Source organism: Streptomyces sp. 7R007 (genome assembly GCF_054850255.1).
This window is the reverse complement of record NZ_JBTWMV010000055.1, coordinates 1-16,876: the sequence shown is the minus strand read 5'-3', so window position 1 is coordinate 16,876 and position 16,876 is coordinate 1. Positions and strand designations below refer to the sequence as shown.

The 16,876-nt window shown below is 69.5% G+C and carries 15 protein-coding genes and 1 pseudogene; 11 read left to right on the top strand and 5 right to left on the bottom strand.

Going from position 1 to position 16,876, the window contains the following annotated elements:
- Nucleotides 1-6 precede the first annotated feature (6 nt).
- A complete protein-coding gene (gene nadA / locus ACYF6T_RS38335; protein ID WP_461702476.1) occupies nt 7-1,191 on the bottom strand; it encodes a quinolinate synthase NadA in 1,185 nt (394 codons plus the stop codon).
- Between the two features lie 267 nt (nt 1,192-1,458).
- Between nadA and ACYF6T_RS38330 the strand changes: the two genes are divergently transcribed.
- Entirely contained in the window at nt 1,459-1,815 is a 357-nt protein-coding gene (locus tag ACYF6T_RS38330) for a HesB/IscA family protein (RefSeq protein ID WP_111002424.1), read from the top strand.
- Between the two features lie 85 nt (nt 1,816-1,900).
- Here the strand turns inward: ACYF6T_RS38330 and ACYF6T_RS38325 are convergent, their stop codons facing one another.
- Together ACYF6T_RS38325 and ACYF6T_RS38320 are read right to left on the bottom strand one after the other, a co-directional pair.
- On the bottom strand, nt 1,901-3,883 hold the full coding sequence (locus ACYF6T_RS38325; protein WP_461702473.1) for an ICP22 family protein: 1,983 nt from the start codon (nt 3,881-3,883) through the stop codon (nt 1,901-1,903).
- Nucleotides 3,884-4,072: 189 nt separating this feature from the next.
- Nucleotides 4,073-4,282, bottom strand: a complete 210-nt coding sequence (locus ACYF6T_RS38320; protein ID WP_461702472.1) for a hypothetical protein — start codon at nt 4,280-4,282, stop codon at nt 4,073-4,075.
- A gap of 133 nt (nt 4,283-4,415) precedes the next feature.
- Here ACYF6T_RS38320 and ACYF6T_RS38315 point away from each other — a divergent pair, with 133 nt between their 5' ends.
- A complete protein-coding gene (locus ACYF6T_RS38315; protein ID WP_461702470.1) occupies nt 4,416-5,390 on the top strand; it encodes a carbohydrate kinase family protein in 975 nt (324 codons plus the stop codon).
- 4 nt (nt 5,391-5,394) lie between these two features.
- On the opposite strand, the gene ACYF6T_RS38310 is transcribed toward ACYF6T_RS38315, so the two are convergent.
- A complete protein-coding gene (locus ACYF6T_RS38310; protein ID WP_461702469.1) occupies nt 5,395-6,771 on the bottom strand; it encodes an aminotransferase class V-fold PLP-dependent enzyme in 1,377 nt (458 codons plus the stop codon).
- 243 nt (nt 6,772-7,014) lie between these two features.
- On the opposite strand from ACYF6T_RS38310, the gene ctaC reads away from it, so the two are divergent.
- From ctaC to ACYF6T_RS38290, 4 genes are all read left to right on the top strand, one after another.
- On the top strand, nt 7,015-7,974 hold the full coding sequence (gene ctaC, locus ACYF6T_RS38305) for an aa3-type cytochrome oxidase subunit II (protein ID WP_461702467.1): 960 nt from the start codon (nt 7,015-7,017) through the stop codon (nt 7,972-7,974).
- Nucleotides 7,971-9,707 carry an aa3-type cytochrome oxidase subunit I gene (gene ctaD / locus ACYF6T_RS38300; protein WP_461702465.1) on the top strand — a complete coding sequence of 579 codons (1,737 nt, stop codon included), beginning with the start codon at nt 7,971-7,973 and terminating at the stop codon, nt 9,705-9,707. The genes ctaC and ctaD overlap by 4 nt, the downstream gene beginning before the upstream one ends.
- Nucleotides 9,704-10,102, top strand: a complete 399-nt coding sequence (locus tag ACYF6T_RS38295; RefSeq protein ID WP_461702464.1) for a cytochrome c oxidase subunit 4 — start codon at nt 9,704-9,706, stop codon at nt 10,100-10,102. Before ctaD ends, ACYF6T_RS38295 begins: the two co-directional genes overlap by 4 nt.
- A 130-nt stretch (nt 10,103-10,232) precedes the next feature.
- Nucleotides 10,233-11,495, top strand: coding sequence for a L,D-transpeptidase (locus ACYF6T_RS38290; protein WP_461702462.1), 1,263 nt, complete (start codon nt 10,233-10,235; stop codon nt 11,493-11,495).
- Nucleotides 11,496-11,500: 5 nt separating this feature from the next.
- Here ACYF6T_RS38290 and ACYF6T_RS38285 read toward each other — a convergent pair whose 3' ends face one another.
- Entirely contained in the window at nt 11,501-11,902 is a 402-nt protein-coding gene (locus ACYF6T_RS38285) for a response regulator (protein ID WP_461702460.1), read from the bottom strand.
- 157 nt (nt 11,903-12,059) lie between these two features.
- Between ACYF6T_RS38285 and ctaE the strand changes: the two genes are divergently transcribed.
- The 5 genes and pseudogenes from ctaE to ACYF6T_RS38260 all read left to right on the top strand — a co-directional run.
- Complete coding sequence (ctaE, locus tag ACYF6T_RS38280) at nt 12,060-12,680, top strand: aa3-type cytochrome oxidase subunit III (RefSeq protein ID WP_461702458.1); 621 nt, start codon at nt 12,060-12,062, stop codon at nt 12,678-12,680.
- An 80-nt stretch (nt 12,681-12,760) separates the two neighbouring features.
- Nucleotides 12,761-13,570, top strand: coding sequence for a cytochrome bc1 complex diheme cytochrome c subunit (gene qcrC, locus ACYF6T_RS38275; RefSeq protein WP_461702457.1), 810 nt, complete (start codon nt 12,761-12,763; stop codon nt 13,568-13,570).
- Nucleotides 13,567-14,622 (top strand): cytochrome bc1 complex Rieske iron-sulfur subunit, encoded by a 1,056-nt coding sequence (gene qcrA / locus ACYF6T_RS38270; protein WP_461702455.1) that lies wholly within the window; start codon nt 13,567-13,569, stop codon nt 14,620-14,622. The genes qcrC and qcrA overlap by 4 nt, the downstream gene beginning before the upstream one ends.
- Nucleotides 14,619-16,256 (top strand): cytochrome bc1 complex cytochrome b subunit, encoded by a 1,638-nt coding sequence (gene qcrB, locus ACYF6T_RS38265; RefSeq protein WP_461702453.1) that lies wholly within the window; start codon nt 14,619-14,621, stop codon nt 16,254-16,256. The genes qcrA and qcrB overlap by 4 nt, the downstream gene beginning before the upstream one ends.
- Before the next feature lie 147 nt (nt 16,257-16,403).
- Nucleotides 16,404-16,876, top strand: a pseudogene (locus ACYF6T_RS38260) (anthranilate phosphoribosyltransferase); the annotation flags it as partial.

Sequence of the window (16,876 nt, the reverse complement as noted above, 5' to 3'; positions counted from 1 at the left end):
GGTGGCCTACGGCAGCGCCAGCATCCGCTCCAGCGCCAGCTTGGCGAACGCCTCCGTCTCCTTGTCGACCGTGATGCGGTTGACCAGCTTGCCCTCGGCCAGGGACTCCAGGGCCCAGACCAGGTGGGGCAGGTCGATGCGGTTCATGGTCGAGCAGAAGCAGACCGTCCTGTCGAGGAAGACGATCTCCTTGCCCTCCGGGGCGAAACGGTTCGCGAGCCGGCGGACCAGGTTGAGCTCCGTGCCGATGGCCCACTTGGAGCCGGCCGGGGCCGCCTCCAGGGCCTTGATGATGTACTCCGTCGAGCCGACGTGGTCCGCCGCGGCCACGACCTCGTGCCGGCACTCGGGGTGCACGAGGACGTTGACGCCCGGGATGCGCGCGCGCACGTCGTTGACCGAGTCCAGCGAGAACCGGCCGTGCACCGAGCAGTGGCCCCGCCACAGGATCATCTTCGCGGCGCGCAGCTCGTCCGCCGTCAGACCGCCGTTGGGCTTGTGCGGGTTGTAGACCACGCAGTCGTCGAGGGACATGCCCATGTCGCGGACGGCGGTGTTGCGGCCCAGGTGCTGGTCGGGCAGGAACAGGACCTTCTCGCCCTGCTCGAAGGCCCAGTCCAGGGCCCGCCGGGCGTTGGACGAGGTGCAGATCGTGCCGCCGTGCTTGCCCGTGAACGCCTTGATGTCGGCGGAGGAGTTCATGTACGACATCGGCACGACCTGCTCGGCTATGCCGGCCTCGGTCAGCACGTCCCAGCACTCGGCGACCTGCTCGGCCGTCGCCATGTCGGCCATGGAGCAGCCGGCGGCGAGGTCGGGCAGGACCACCTTCTGGTCGTCGGAGGTCAGGATGTCCGCCGACTCGGCCATGAAGTGCACACCGCAGAACACGATGTACTCGGCCTGGGGGCGGGCGGCTGCGTCCCGGGCCAGCTTGAAGGAGTCGCCCGTGACGTCGGCGAACTGGATGACCTCGTCACGCTGGTAGTGGTGGCCGAGCACGAACACCTTGTCGCCGAGCTTGGCCTTGGCCGCGCGGGCGCGCTCGACCAGGTCCGGGTCGGAGGGCGAGGGCAGGTCGCCGGGGCACTCGACGCCCCGCTCGCTCTTCGGGTCGGCCTCGCGGCCGAGCAGCAACAGGGCGAGCGGAGTCGGCTGCACGTCGAGCTCCGTGGTCTGGGCGGTGGTCACGACACGCACCCTTTCTACTTTTCGTCGATCTGACGTTATCTATCATAACCCGGTTCACGTCACTTTGACGATGGTCATAGCGTCGATGTGACATGAATCCCGGCGCCGGACCGGCCGGAAGGGCCTTTGGGGCGCTGTCCGCTTCGTCGCGGGTGTGCGAGCATGAAAGGACAGGCGAAAGACAAGTGCCCGGCCCGGAATGAATCCGCGGCCCCGCCGGTTGCAACCGTCGGCAAGCAGTCTCCGTACAACCCGGGAGAGATGTAGATGTCCGTATCGGACGAGACCACCACCGTCACCGACGGCATCGTCCTGACCGACGCCGCCGCGTCCAAGGTCAAGGCCCTGCTCGACCAGGAAGGCCGTGACGACCTCGCCCTGCGCGTCGCCGTCCAGCCCGGCGGCTGCTCCGGCCTGCGCTACCAGCTCTTCTTCGACGAGCGCTCCCTCGACGGCGACGTGGAGAAGGACTTCGGCGGGGTCAAGGTCGTCACCGACCGCATGAGCGCCCCGTACCTGGGCGGCGCCACCATCGACTTCGTGGACACGATCGAGAAGCAGGGCTTCACGATCGACAACCCGAACGCGACGGGCTCCTGCGCCTGCGGCGACTCCTTCAGCTGAGCCGAGTCACCCGGCAGCGGAACAGACCGAAGGCGGCGGCCCCCTCCGACAGGGCCGCCGCCTTCGCGCTCTCGTACGGCCGCGGTCACTGTGCGGCGTACGGGCCGGGCAGCCGCGCCCCCGGCTTGCCCCGCGGGATCTCCTTGCCGTCCGAGCCGACCACCGTGCGGTCGCCGAGCGGCTTCTTCAGCGGCAGCACCTTCGTGTACTCCTTGGCGATCATGATGCAGACCTTGTCCGGCCACGGGGTCTCGGTCACCGTGACGGTCACCTCGTCGGCGCCCTCGTCCGCCGTCGCCTTGTAGTCCGCGCACACCCCGCCCGTGAAGCTCACGGTCAGGTTCGTGCCGACGGCGGTGTAGCGGTCCACCGTCACGTCCCGGGGGGCCGAGGTGGCGGTGGCGGAGGGCGAGGACGTGTCGGCGGAGCCCAGGTACTTGGGGTCCACGGCCGGATACGTCACCGTGAACACGCCCTGCGCGCCGGCGCCGCGCACCTGGAACAGCCAGGACGGCACCAGCGCCTTCCGCCCGTTCACGGTGTGCGTGGCCAGCCCGAACACCGCGCTCTCGACCGCGGCCGTCTGCCTCGACGGCGTGGCGGTCGCCCCCGGTGAACCGGAGGCCGAGGACTGCCCGCACGGCGCCTCCAGCCGGTCCTTCAGCGGTACGGGGCTGGCGCAGCCGCCGATGCCCATGCGGTGGTCGGTCGTGGGCGCCGCGTTCAGCAGGTCCAGCGTCCTGCGCGCGCCGAGCACGGGGTACGTGTCCCCCTTCGCCGGCGCCTTCAACTGGCCGCTCCCGCCGACCACGTCGCCCCCCGCGCCGATCGTCAGCCCCGTCGTCCAGCCGTACGTGGGCAGCCCGCCGACCACCGGATCGGCGTTCACCACCCGCTGGGCGCCCATCACCTGGCTCGCGTCGCGCTTCGCGTCATCCTGACCGATCGCCTTCAGCACCGGCGCCGCCGCCTTCTTCGCGGCCGCCTCGGTCACCGTGTCGTCGGCCGGGTTCGCCGGGTCCTGCGTGCAGGCCAGGGTGCTCTTGCAGGCGTTGGTCCCGGCCGCGTAGCGGTGGAACGTCCACGCCCCCGGCGCCTGCTTGTCCACCACCAGGCTCGGTCCCGAACCGTCCTTCGCCGGCCCCACCTGCCAGGACTGCCCCCGCGCCACCGGCGTCCCGTCCAGCCCGAGGGACTTCGCCAGCCGGGCCACCTCGTCCCGGGTCACCTCGCCCGCCGCCCGGTACACCGACGCCGCGTCCGGCCCGTCCGGCAGGCTGCCGCGCACCTGGTACGTCACGCCGTACGGATTGGGTTCCCCGGGCGCGATCCCGTTCGTGCCGCCGCCCGCCGAGTAGCCGTCGAGGGCGAGCGGCGGGGGAGTGGTGCCGTCGTCGCCGGGCACCCCGGAGCCCGTACGGCCGCCGGACCCGCCCGAGGCGGCGGCGAGATAGGCCCCGCCCCCACCGAGGAGCAGGACGGCGGCGGCGACGGAGGCGATGACGACGGGGGAGCGTCGCCGAGAGCGACCGGGCATCTCCTCGCCGCCGCCTTCGCCCACGGCGGTGACCTCGGCACCGGGCCCGCCCACACCCCGGAAAGCCCCCTCCCCCGACGCCTCCGCAGCGGCCCCGTCCTCGTCCGGCGCCTCCGCAGCGGCCCCGCTCTCGGCCGGCGCCTCCGCAGCGGCCCCGCTCTCGGCCGGCGCTTCCGCAGCGGCCGTGCTCTCGGTCGGCGACTCCGCGGCGGGCCCACCCTCGGCCGGCGACTCCGCGGCGGCCCCGTCCCCGGCCGGCGCTTCCGCGGCGGGCCCATCCTCGGCCGGTGCCCCCGCGTCATCCTCCGCAGTGGGCGCGCCCTCGGTCGACGGCGACTCCGTCGCGACCTCCGCCGGCGACTCCGTCTTCGCGTCGGCAGCGGGCCCGTCCGCCGGCGACTCCGTCTCCACGGTGGTCTCCTCGACCCCCTCGGACGCAGCCCCGGTGCGCTGCTCCTCCCCCGCGCGCCGCTTCCCGGCGAAGCCGTCGGCGTCGTCGTGCTCGGGGTGGTCGGGTCGCTCGGTGTTCACCGCATCGCTCCTTTGCCGCACTGTCCCGGTGACCCTGACCCGGCCCTGTCAAATCGGCCGGCCGAGGGTCGTATCCCGCATCCCCTCCACGGGGGACGGCGATGGGACGCAGCGGGGGAGCGCACGGTTCCCCGGAACGCGCCGATGCGGGCCACCGGCTCCGAACCGGGCTCCGCGCGGCCCTCCCGGTCAGTCGCCGTAGTCCGACATCGCGTCCAGGAGCCGGGCGGACCTCGACGGCACCGTCACCCCGTGGATCAGCGAGGGCGGGACCGGACGGGAGGCGAGCTCGTCGGGAACGGCCCAGTGAGGCGCCATCCGGGCACAGTCGCCGCGCAGCGACGCGAGGTCGCCTTCCAGGTCGACCGGGGCCGGAGCGTGGACCTTCAGGTTCGTCATGCTCGCACCGTAAGCACGTCGGAGCCCGCGGAGAAAGATCTACTATCGGGTAGTTTTAGCGGCTTCAGAGGCTCGCCGTGACCGGGTAGCGTGAACTGTCAACCCAGTTTCTCCCCACAGGAGAGTCCACGCCGTGCGCATCGCAGTCACCGGCTCCATCGCCACCGACCACCTCATGACCTTCCCCGGGCGCTTCGCCGACCAGCTCGTCGCGGACCAGTTGCACACGGTCTCGCTCTCCTTCCTGGTCGACAACCTCGACGTCCGCCGCGGCGGCGTCGGCGCGAACATCGCCTTCGGGATGGGGCAGCTCGGCACGAACCCGATCCTCGTCGGCGCGGCCGGCTTCGACTTCGACGAGTACCGCGCCTGGCTGGAGCGGCACGGCGTCGACACGGACTCGGTGCGCATCTCGGAGACCCTGCACACCGCCCGCTTCGTGTGCACGACCGACTCCGACCACAACCAGATCGGCTCCTTCTACACCGGGGCGATGAGCGAGGCCCGGCAGATCGAGCTGAAGACGGTCGCGGACCGCGTCGGCGGCCTGGACCTCGTCCTGATCGGGGCCGACGACCCCGAGGCGATGCTCCGCCACACCGAGGAGTGCCGCTCCCGCTCCATCCCCTTCGCCGCCGACTTCTCCCAGCAGATCGCCCGGATGAACGGCGACGAGATCCGGATACTGCTGGACGGGGCGACCTACCTCTTCTCCAACGAGTACGAGAAGGGGCTCATCGAGTCCAAGACGGGCTGGAGCGACGCCGAGATCCTCTCCCGGGTCGGCCACCGGGTCACCACGCTGGGCTCGCGCGGGGTGCGCGTCGAGCGGACCGGCGAGGACCCGATCGAGGTCGGCTGCCCGGACGAGGACCGCAAGGCCGACCCCACGGGCGTCGGCGACGCCTTCCGCGCCGGGTTCCTGTCGGGCCTGGCCTGGGGGGTCTCCCTGGAGCGCGCGGCCCAGGTCGGCTGCATGCTGGCGACCCTGGTGATCGAGACGGTGGGCACCCAGGAGTACCAGCTGCGGCGGGCGAACTTCATGGAGCGGTTCACGAAGGCGTACGGCGACGAGGCGGCCCAGGAGGTCCGGGTCCACCTCGGCTGACCGGCTAGGAGATACGGCGGACCACGTAGGCGCTGCCCTGGTCCGCCGGCTCCTCGCCCACGTACTCCTGCCCCCGCATCTCGCACCACGCCGGGATGTCCAGGCGGGCGGCCTCGTCGTCCGCGAGGACGCGCACGGTGCCTCCGAGCGGCACGTCGCCGATGACCTTGGCCAGTTCGATGACGGGGAGGGGGCAGCGCTTGCCGAGGGTGTCGACGACCAGGGCGTCCCGCTCCACGACGGTGGCCGGCGCCGGCGCCCCCAGCTTCTCGCGCACCCCCGCCACCGCCCCCGGCAGCACCTCCAGGAACCGCTCCACCTCCTCCTCCGCCGTCCCCGGGGGCAGCGAAACCCGCACATTCCCCTCACTCAGCACCCCCATCGCCTTCAGCACATGGCTCGGCGTCAGCGTGCTGCTCGTACACGACGATCCGGAGGAGACGGAGAAACCCGCCCGGTCCAGCTCGTGGAGCAGTGTCTCCCCGTCGACATAGAGACACGAGAAGGTGACGATCCCCGGCAGCCGTCGCTCCGGGTCCCCCACCACCTCCACGTCCGGCACCAGCCGCGGCACCCGGGCCCGGATCCGCTCCGTCAGCTCCCGCAGCCGTACCGCCTCTTGTGCCGCCTCGGCCCGCACCGCCCGCAGCGAGGCGGCCGCCGCCACGATCGCCGGAAGGTTCTCGAACCCGGCGGCCCGCCCGGACTCCCGCTCGTCGGCGGGCCCTTGGACGGCGAACCGCACCCCCTTGCGGACCGCCAGCAGCCCGACTCCGGCCGGCCCGCCCCATTTGTGGGCACTCGCGGTCAGCAGCGACCAGTCGCCCTCGACAGGCCCCCAGCCCAGCGACTGCGCCGCGTCCACCAGCAGCGGCACCCCCGCCGCCCGGCACGCCTCGGCCACCTCCGCCACCGGCTGGACGGTCCCCACCTCGTGGTTGGCCGACTGCAGACACGCCAGCGCGGTGTCCTGCCGCAGCGCGGCGGCCCAGGCGGCCGGATCCACCGCGCCCGACCGGTCCACCGCCATGTGGGTGACGCTTCCGCCGCCGGCCTCGTGCGCGTCGGCGGCGTGGAGCACCGAGGAGTGTTCGACGGCAGACACGATCAGGTGATGTCCGACCCGCCGTCGGCCGGCCAACGCGCCCGCGACACCGGTGTGTACGGCCGCCGTGCCGGAGGAGGTGAAGACCAGTTCGTCGGCCCGGCACCCCACCGCCTCGGCGGCGGCCTCCCGCGCGGCGTCCAGCAGCAGCCGCGCCCTGCGGCCCTCCTTGTACAGCCGCGCGGGATCGGCCCACCCTTCGTCCAGAGACGCCAACAGCGCCTGACGGGCGACGGGATGCAGCGGAGCACCGGAGGCGGCATCGAAGTAAGGCACACGGCAACGCTAACTCCCAGGGGCGCGGGGAACGGCGCGACCAGCCACAACCGGCCCGCAGCCGCCAAACAAGCGAACCCCCGCCCCACTAGGCCCCCCTCCCCGCGAACCCTCGGAGAGCGTCGGCTAGGGTTTGGTCCGCATAAACATCCAAACCCCTGCCCGACGCAGGGCGGCGACCGACCAGCGAGAAGGCCAGGCCGCAGCCGATCCGCGCGGGCGAGACTCTCGGGAAGGCGCTACGTGAGTCCCAACGGCTCCGACCGCTCGCCGCGGCGCCCGATGCGGCGGAAGCTGCTGCAGGCAATGACCGCGGGCCTGGTCCTGGCGACCGCCACCGGTTGCACATACAAGGACTTCCCCCGCCTTGGCATGCCCACCCCGACCACGGAAGAGGCTCCGCGGATCCTCTCCCTGTGGCAGGGCTCCTGGGCTGCCGCGCTCGCCGTCGGCGTGCTGGTGTGGGGTCTGATCATCTGGAGCGCGATCTTCCACCGGCGCAGCCGGACCAAGGTCGAGGTTCCCCCGCAGACCCGGTACAACATGCCGATCGAGGCGCTGTACACGGTCGTCCCGCTCATCATCGTCTCGGTGCTGTTCTACTTCACCGCCCGCGACGAGTCGAAGCTGCTGAGCCTCGACAAGAAGCCCGACGTCACCATCAACGTCGTCGGCTACCAGTGGAGCTGGGCGTTCAACTACATCGAGCCCGTCGACGGTGTCACCGGTGACGCGAAGACCGACAAGAACCTGGACGCGATCCCGAACCGGTTCAAGGACGCGTTCCCGGCGAACGCCGGCGGTGTCTACGACGCCGGTACGCCCGCCACGCGCAACCCGCAGACCGGCAACCCGGGGCCGACCCTGTGGCTGCCCAAGGGCAAGACGGTCCGCTTCGTCCTCACCTCGCGTGACGTCATCCACTCCTTCTGGGTGGTGCCGTTCCTGATGAAGCAGGACGTCATCCCGGGCCACACCAACGCCTTCGAGGTGACCCCGAACAAGGAGGGCACCTTCCTGGGCAAGTGCGCCGAGCTGTGCGGCGTCGACCACTCCCGGATGCTGTTCAACGTGAAGGTCGTCTCCCCGGAGCGCTACGAGCAGCACCTCAAGGACCTCGCCAAGAAGGGGCAGACCGGTTACGTTCCCGCCGGCATCGCGCAGACGAGCCACGAGAAGAACCGGGAGACGAACAACCTGTGAGCATCCTCAACGAACCCCAGGGTGCCGCGGCAGCAGGGTCCCACTACACGGACGAGCTGCCGGTCCGGCGCCAGAACCGCGGCGGTGTCGTGATCAAGTGGCTGACGACCACTGACCACAAGACGATCGGCACGCTGTACCTCGTCACGTCCTTCGCGTTCTTCCTGATCGGCGGCGTCATGGCGCTGCTGATGCGCGCCGAGCTCGCCCGGCCCGGTCTGCAGATCATGTCGAACGAGCAGTTCAACCAGGCGTTCACGATGCACGGCACGATCATGCTGCTGATGTTCGCGACGCCGCTGTTCGCCGGCTTCACGAACTGGATCATGCCGCTGCAGATCGGCGCCCCGGACGTGGCCTTCCCCCGGCTGAACATGTTCGCCTACTGGCTGTACCTGTTCGGCTCGCTCATCGCGGTGGGCGGCTTCCTCACCCCGCAGGGCGCGGCCGACTTCGGCTGGTTCGCCTACAGCCCGCTGTCGGACGCGGTCCGCTCCCCGGGCGTCGGCGCCGACATGTGGATCATGGGTCTGGCCTTCTCCGGCTTCGGCACCATCCTCGGCGCGGTCAACTTCATCACCACCATCATCTGCATGCGCGCGCCCGGCATGACCATGTTCCGCATGCCGATCTTCGTGTGGAACGTGCTGCTGACCGCGGTGCTGGTCCTGCTCGCCTTCCCCGTCCTGGCCGCCGCCCTGTTCGCGCTGGAGGCCGACCGGAAGTTCGGGGCGCACGTCTTCGACGCGGCCAACGGCGGCGCGTTGCTGTGGCAACACCTGTTCTGGTTCTTCGGGCATCCAGAGGTGTACATCATCGCGCTGCCGTTCTTCGGCATCATCAGTGAGGTCATCCCGGTCTTCTCCCGCAAGCCGATGTTCGGCTACATGGGCCTGATCGGCGCGACCATCGCGATCGCCGGTCTGTCCGTGACCGTGTGGGCCCACCACATGTACGTCACCGGCGGTGTGCTGCTGCCGTTCTTCTCCTTCATGACGTTCCTCATCGCGGTGCCGACCGGTGTGAAGTTCTTCAACTGGATCGGCACGATGTGGAAGGGCTCGCTGTCCTTCGAGACGCCGATGCTCTGGGCGACCGGCTTCCTGATCACCTTCACCTTCGGTGGTCTGACCGGTGTCATCCTGGCCTCGCCGCCGATGGACTTCCACGTGTCCGACTCGTACTTCGTGGTGGCGCACTTCCACTACGTCGTCTTCGGCACCGTCGTCTTCGCGATGTTCTCCGGCTTCCACTTCTGGTGGCCGAAGATGACCGGCAAGATGCTCGACGAGCGCCTCGGCAAGATCACGTTCTGGACGCTGTTCATCGGCTTCCACACCACGTTCCTGGTGCAGCACTGGCTGGGCGCCGAGGGCATGCCGCGCCGGTACGCCGACTACCTGGCGGCCGACGGCTTCACCGCCCTGAACACGGTCTCCACGATCGGCTCGTTCCTGCTCGGCATGTCGATCCTGCCGTTCCTCTACAACGTGTGGAAGACGGCCAAGTACGGCAAGCCGGTCGGCGTCGACGACCCGTGGGGCTACGGCCGCTCCCTGGAGTGGGCGACGTCCTGCCCGCCGCCGCGGCACAACTTCCTCACCCTGCCGCGGATCCGCAGCGAATCCCCGGCGTTCGACCTGCACCACCCGGAGATCGCCGCGCTCGACCAGCTGGAGAACGCGCCGCACGGTGAGAAGGCTCTGGCTGGTGGCAAGGAGGCCGGCAAGTGAAGATCCAGGGCAAGATGTTCATGTGGCTGAGCGTCTTCATCCTCGCCATGGCGGTCGTCTACGGCGTGTGGTCGAAGGAGCCGGCCGGCACCACGGCCCTCTTCCTGGCCTTCGGCCTGTGCATCATGGTCGGCTTCTACCTGGGCTTCACCGCCCGGCGGGTCGACGCGGGCGCGCAGGACAACAAGGAGGCGGACGTCGCGGACGACGCCGGCGAGGTCGGGTTCTTCAGCCCGCACAGCTGGCAGCCGCTGGCCCTCGCGGTCGGTGGTGCGTTCGCCTTCCTGTCGATCGCGATCGGCTGGTGGCTGCTGTACTTCTCGGCGCCGATCATCCTGGTCGGCCTGTACGGCTGGGTCTTCGAGTACTACCGCGGTGAGAACCGCACCCAGTAGCACCCACCGAGCGCCCAGCGAGCCCGGACACTCCGTCAGGAGGGTCCGGGCTCCTGCTTTTGCGCACCCCTCGTCCCTCGTACGAGTTACCCACCGCGCCGCCGTTGACGAAGCTCCCTAGCGTGAAGCCATGAACCGCAATCCGCGCACTCGCACCGTCGTCAGCTGCACGCTGCTGGTGATCGCCCTCGGTGCGGGCGGCACCGCGTGCGGCAGCGGCGGCAACCCGCTGTCCGCGAAGCCGTACGACGCGTCGGACCAGATCTCCTTCAACGGCCCCTCGGGCGACGGCAGGAAGGCCGACCCGGACAAGCCCCTGGAGGTCACCGCCCAGGACGACGACGGCCGCATCACCGACGTCACCGCCACGGACGCCACAGGCCGCTATGTGACGGGCGAACTCTCGGCCGACGGCACCCGGTGGCACAGCACCTCTCCGCTGGCCGCCAACGCCCACTACACGGTCCGGGTCAGCACCGAGGACGAGGACGGGGCGCCCGGCCGCAAGGTCCTCTCCTTCGACACCAGCAAGCCCACCGCCAAGAAGCGCCTGTCGGTGAAGTTCGGGCCCAAGCCGGGCACGTACGGGGTGGGCCAGCCCATCACGGCCGAACTGAGCCAGGCTGTCAAGGACAAGGCCCAGCGCGCGGTCGTCGAACGCGCCCTGCGCGTGGAGTCCGTACCGGCCGTCGAGGGCGCCTGGCACTGGGTGGACGACAAGGAACTCCACTACCGGCCCAAGGAGTACTGGCCCGCCCACGCCACCGTCCAGGCGCACAGCGACCTCGACGGCGTCAAGATCAGCGACCGCCTGTGGGGCGCCGCGAGCAAGCCCCTGAAGCTCGGCATCGGCGACCGCGTCATCGCCGTCACGGACGCCTCGTCCCACTCCCTGGCGTTCTACAGGAACGGCGAGGACATCAAGGACATCCCCGTCACCACCGGCAAACCCGGCTTCGAGACCCGCAACGGCGTCAAGGTCGTGCTGGAGAAGCAGCAGTACGTACGTATGCGCGGTACCACCGTCGGCATCGCCGAGGGCTCCTCGGAGTCATACGACCTGCCCGTCTACTACGCCACCCGCGTGACCTGGAGCGGCGAGTACGTCCACGCCGCCCCCTGGTCCGTCGGCTCCCAGGGCTACGAGAACGTCTCGCACGGCTGCACCGGCATGAGCACCGGCAACGCCGAGTGGTTCTTCGACCACGTCCACGAGGGGGACGTGGTCCAGGTCGTCAACTCCAACGGCGACGAGATGGAGCCCTTCGGCAACGGCTTCGGCGACTGGAACCTCAGCTGGAAGAAGTGGCGCGCGGGCAGCGCCCTGGTCGCGGGAACGCCGGACACCCCGCGACCCGAGCAGACGGCACGACTACGGCCGACGGCGGTGTGAGCCGCCTAGGCGCTCTGCAGCCTCTCGCGGCGCAGCAGGGAAGCCAGCGCCCCCGCGAACTCCACCGGCTCCACCGGCAGCGTCACCGCCGCGTCGGCCCGGCTCCAGGTCGCCAGCCACGCGTCCTGGGGCCGGCCGATGAGCAGCAGCACCGGCGGGCAGTTGAACACCTCGTCCTTGATCTGGCGGCACATCCCCATGCCCCCCATGGGCACGGCCTCGCCGTCCAGGACGCACACGTCGATGCCGCCCCGGTCCAGCTCGCGCAGCACCGCCGCGGGCGTCGCGCACTCCACGAACTCCACGACGGGGGCGTCCGGAGCGGGCCGGCGCCCGGTCGCCAGCCGGACCTGCTCGCGGGTGTTGGAATCGTCGCTGTAGACCAGCACCGTGGCGGTCGGCTGCATAGTTCCTCCGAGACGTCTTCGTCGTGCGGACAGGCCCATCGGGGCGGATGTTACTCCCGCTGTCACCCCCGTGAACACCACGTCAACACCGGTTCGGACGGTGGCAACACTCCGAACGGCACCCCCCGGAGTGAGGGCGGGATAAGCGACCGACATAATGTCGGTCGTGGCGACAGCAACGACAGTAGAAACCGGGCACGCGCACCCGTCGGTCAACCGGCCGAACCTCACCAGCGTCGGAACCATCATCTGGCTGAGTTCCGAGCTGATGTTCTTCGCGGCCCTCTTCGCGATGTACTTCACCCTGCGATCGGTGACCGGTCCGGATCACTGGAAGGAGATGGCGAGCCATCTCAACCTTCCGTTCTCCGCGACCAACACCACGATCCTGGTGCTCTCCTCGCTCACCTGCCAGCTCGGCGTCTTCGCCGCCGAGCGCGGGGACGTGAAGAAGCTCCGGGGCTGGTTCATCGTCACCTTCATCATGGGTGCGATCTTCATCGGCGGTCAGATCTTCGAGTACACGGAGCTGGTGAAGAAGGACGGGCTCTCCCTGTCCTCCGACCCGTACGGCTCGGTGTTCTACCTGACCACCGGCTTCCACGGGCTGCACGTGACGGGCGGTCTGATCGCCTTCCTGCTGGTCCTCGGTCGCACCTACGCGGCCAAGAGGTTCACCCACGAGCAGGCGACCGCGGCCATCGTCGTGTCCTACTACTGGCACTTCGTCGATGTCGTCTGGATCGGCCTCTTCGCCACGATCTACCTGATCAAGTAGCCGGGCCCGTACCCGCGTGCGCCTCGCGGGCGCACATCCCAGAAGCATCGACGCAGAAGATCCTGACACCGGGGTAATCCGTGAAAAAGCTCTCCGCACGACGACGCCATCCGCTGGCGGCGGTCGTCGTCCTACTCCTCGCGCTGGCGGCCACTGGGGGGCTGTACGCCGCGTTCGCGCCCGCGAGCAAGGCGCAGGCCGATGAAACCTCCCAGTCTCTCGCCATCGACGAGGGCAAGAAGCTCTACTCCGTAGGCTGCGCCAGTTGCCACGGCACCGGCGGTCAGGGCAGTTCCGACGGTCCCAGCCTGGTCGGCGTGGGCGCCGCGGCCGTCGACTTCCAGGTCGGCACCGGCCGTATGCCGGCCCAGCAGCCGGGCGCGCAGGTCCCGCGCAAGAAGGTCATCTACACGCAGGCCCAGATCGACCAGCTCGCGGCGTACATCGCCTCGCTGGGCGCCGGCCCGTCCATCCCGACCTCGGACAAGTACGGTCCGGACGGCGCGGACATCGCCAAGGGCGGTGAGCTCTTCCGCACCAACTGCGCCCAGTGCCACAACTTCACCGGCAAGGGCGGTGCGCTGACGCACGGCAAGTTCGCGCCGAGCCTTGAGGGCGTGGCCCCGAAGCACATCTACGAGGCCATGCAGACCGGCCCGCAGAACATGCCGTCGTTCCCCGACACCACGCTGTCGGAGCAGAACAAGAAGGACATCATCGCGTACCTGAACGCGGTCAACGGGGACGACACCGAGAGCCCCGGTGGCCTCGAACTGGGCGGACTGGGTCCGGTCAGCGAAGGTCTGTTCGCGTGGGTCTTCGGACTCGGCGCGCTGATCGCGGTCGCCGTCTGGGTCGCCGCTCGGACCGCAAAGGCCAAGAAGTCATGAGTAGCCAAGACATTCCAGAAGAGAACCTGCCCGCTGAGCAGGACGCGCACGGTGCCGTAGGCGTCGCGGACGAGCAGAACCCGTTCGCCGACCCCGGCCTGCCGCCCCACGAGCACCGGATCCAGGACATCGACGAGCGGGCCGCCAAGCGGTCCGAGCGTGTGGTGGCCATGCTGTTCACGGTGTCGATGCTGGCCACGATCGGCTTCATCGCCTCCTACGTGGCGGTCCCGTCGGACAAGTCGATCTACGTCTTCCCGATCGGGCACATCAGCGCGCTGAACTTCGCGCTCGGTCTGACCCTCGGTCTGGCGCTGTTCTGCATCGGCGCGGGCGCGGTCCACTGGGCCCGCACCCTGATGTCCGACGTGGAGATCGCCGACGAGCGGCACCCGATCGAGGCGCCGCCGGAGGTCCGGGCCAAGGTCCTGGCGGACTTCAAGCAGGGCGCCAAGGAGTCGGCGCTCGGCCGGCGCAAGCTGATCCGCAACACGATGCTGGGCGCGCTCACCCTGGTGCCGCTCTCCGGCCTCGTCCTGCTGCGCGACCTGGGCCCGCTGCCCGAGACCAAGCTGCGCCACACGCTGTGGGCCAAGGGCAAGCGCCTCGTCAACATGAACACCAACGAGCCGCTGCGTCCCGAGGACGTGGCCGTGGGCTCGCTGACCTTCGCCAAGCCGGACGGCCTGGAGGAGTCCGACGAGGACTTCCAGACCCAGATCGCCAAGGCGGCGCTGATGATCGTCCGGCTCCAGCCGGACAACATCAAGGACAAGCGCGAGCTCGACTGGTCGCACCAGGGCATCGTGGCGTACTCGAAGATCTGCACCCACGTCGGTTGCCCGATCTCCCTGTACGAGCAGCAGACGCACCACGTGCTGTGCCCGTGCCACCAGTCCACCTTCGACCTCTCCGACGGTGCCCGAGTGATCTTCGGCCCCGCCGGTCACGCCCTGCCGCAGCTGCGCATCGGCGTGGACGACGAGGGTTACCTCCAGGCGCTCGGCGACTTCGAGGAGCCCGTCGGTCCTGCATTCTGGGAGCGCGGATGAGCACTACGACGAACGAAGAGGCCCGCGCCCGCGGGAAGGCACCGGCCGGCGAGCGCGTCGCCGACTGGGCCGACGGCCGGCTGGGGATCTACTCCCTGGCCAAGACCAACATGCGCAAGATCTTCCCCGACCACTGGTCGTTCATGTTGGGCGAAGTGTGCATGTACAGCTTCATCATCCTCATCCTCACGGGTGTGTACCTGACGCTGTTCTTCCACCCGTCGATGAACGAGGTGGAGTACCACGGCAGCTACATCCCGCTGCAGGGCCAGATGATGTCCGAGGCGTTCAACTCGACCCTGCACATCTCCTTCGACGTGCGCGGTGGTCTGCTCATCCGGCAGATCCACCACTGGGCCGCGCTGATCTTCCTTGCCGGCATGTTCGTGCACATGATGCGCGTGTTCTTCACCGGCGCGTTCCGCAAGCCGCGTGAGGTCAACTGGCTGTTCGGCTTCCTGCTGCTGGTCCTGGGCATGTTCACCGGCTTCACCGGCTACTCGCTCCCGGACGACCTGCTCTCCGGCACCGGTGTCCGCTTCATGGAGGGCGCGATCCTGTCCGTGCCGATCGTCGGCACGTACCTGTCGTTCTTCCTCTTCGGCGGCGAGTTCCCGGGCGGCGACTTCGTGGCCCGGTTCTACTCGGTGCACATCCTGCTGCTGCCGGGTCTGATGCTGGGCCTGATGGTGGGCCACCTGATCCTGGTCTTCTACCACAAGCACACGCAGTTCGCGGGTCCCGGCAAGACCAACAACAACGTCGTCGGCATGCCGCTGCTGCCGGTGTACATGGCGAAGGCCGGCGGTTTCTTCTTCCTGGTCTTCGGCGTCATCACCGCCATCGCGGCGATCGCCTCGATCAACCCGATCTGGGCCATGGGCCCCTACCGTCCGGACCAGGTGTCCACCGGCGCCCAGCCCGACTGGTACATGGGCTTCTCCGAGGGCCTGATCCGCGCCATGCCGGGCTGGGAGATCAACCTGTGGGGCCACACGCTCGTCCTGGGCGTGTTCATCCCGCTGATGATCTTCCCGCTGGTCCTGGTCGCGATCGCGGTCTACCCGTTCATCGAGGCCTGGGTCACCGGCGACCGGCGCGAGCACCACATCCTGGACCGGCCGCGCAACGCCCCGACGCGCACCGCGTTCGGCGCCGCGTGGGTGTCCTGGTACTTCGTGCTGATGGTCGGTGGCGGCAACGACCTGTGGGCCACGCACTTCCACCTGTCGATCAACGCGGTCACCTGGTTCGTGCGCATCGGCTTCTTCGTGGTGCCGGTGCTGGTCTTCCTCGCCACCAAGCGGATCTGCCTCGGCCTGCAGCGCCGGGACCGCGACAAGGTGCTGCACGGCCGCGAGTCGGGCATCATCAAGCGCCTGCCGCACGGTGAGTTCATCGAGGTCCACGAGCCGCTCAGCCAGGAGGCGCTGCACACCCTCACCGCGCACGAGCAGTACAAGCCGGTCGAGATCGGCCCCACGGTCGACGACAACGGCGTCGAGCGCAAGGTGAGCGGCTCCGAGAAGCTGCGCGCCAAGCTCAGCGAGGCGTACTTCGGTGAGGAGTCCCAGATCCCGAAGCCGACCGTCGAGGAGTACAAGGAGATCACGAGCGGCCACGGCCACCACTGATCGCTGCGGCTCGCCACGCCACGGCAGAAGGGCCCCCGTCCGGTGTGCGGACGGGGGCCCTTCGCCGTGCCCGGGGCTGGATAGGGTGGGCCCACACCGCGTTGGTTCTACGACACCGATGGTTCTACGACACCCAGGAGCGGCCTGATGAGCGCTGTGACCCCCGCTGGAGGCGACACCGCGGCGGGCCGTTCCTGGCCCCTGCTGCTGAACGGTCTGCTGGACGGCAAGGACCTCGGCACCGACGACACCGCCTGGGCGATGGACCTGATGATGCGCGGCGAGGCGACCGACGCGCAGATCGCCGGGTTCGTGGTGGCGCTGAGGGCCAAGGGCGAGACCGTCGAGGAGATCAACGGGCTCGTGCGGACGATGTACGAGCACGCGAACGTCATCGAGGTGCCGGGCCCGACCGTCGACATCGTCGGCACCGGCGGCGACGGCGCCAAGACGGTGAACATCTCCACCATGTCCTCGATCGTCGTCGCCGGCACGGGCGCCCGGGTCGTCAAGCACGGCAACCGCGCCGCGTCCTCGGCGTCGGGGGCCTCCGACGTCCTGGAGAAGCTGGGCGTCAACTTGGAACTGCCCGTGAAGCGGGTTCCCGAGGTGGCCCTGGA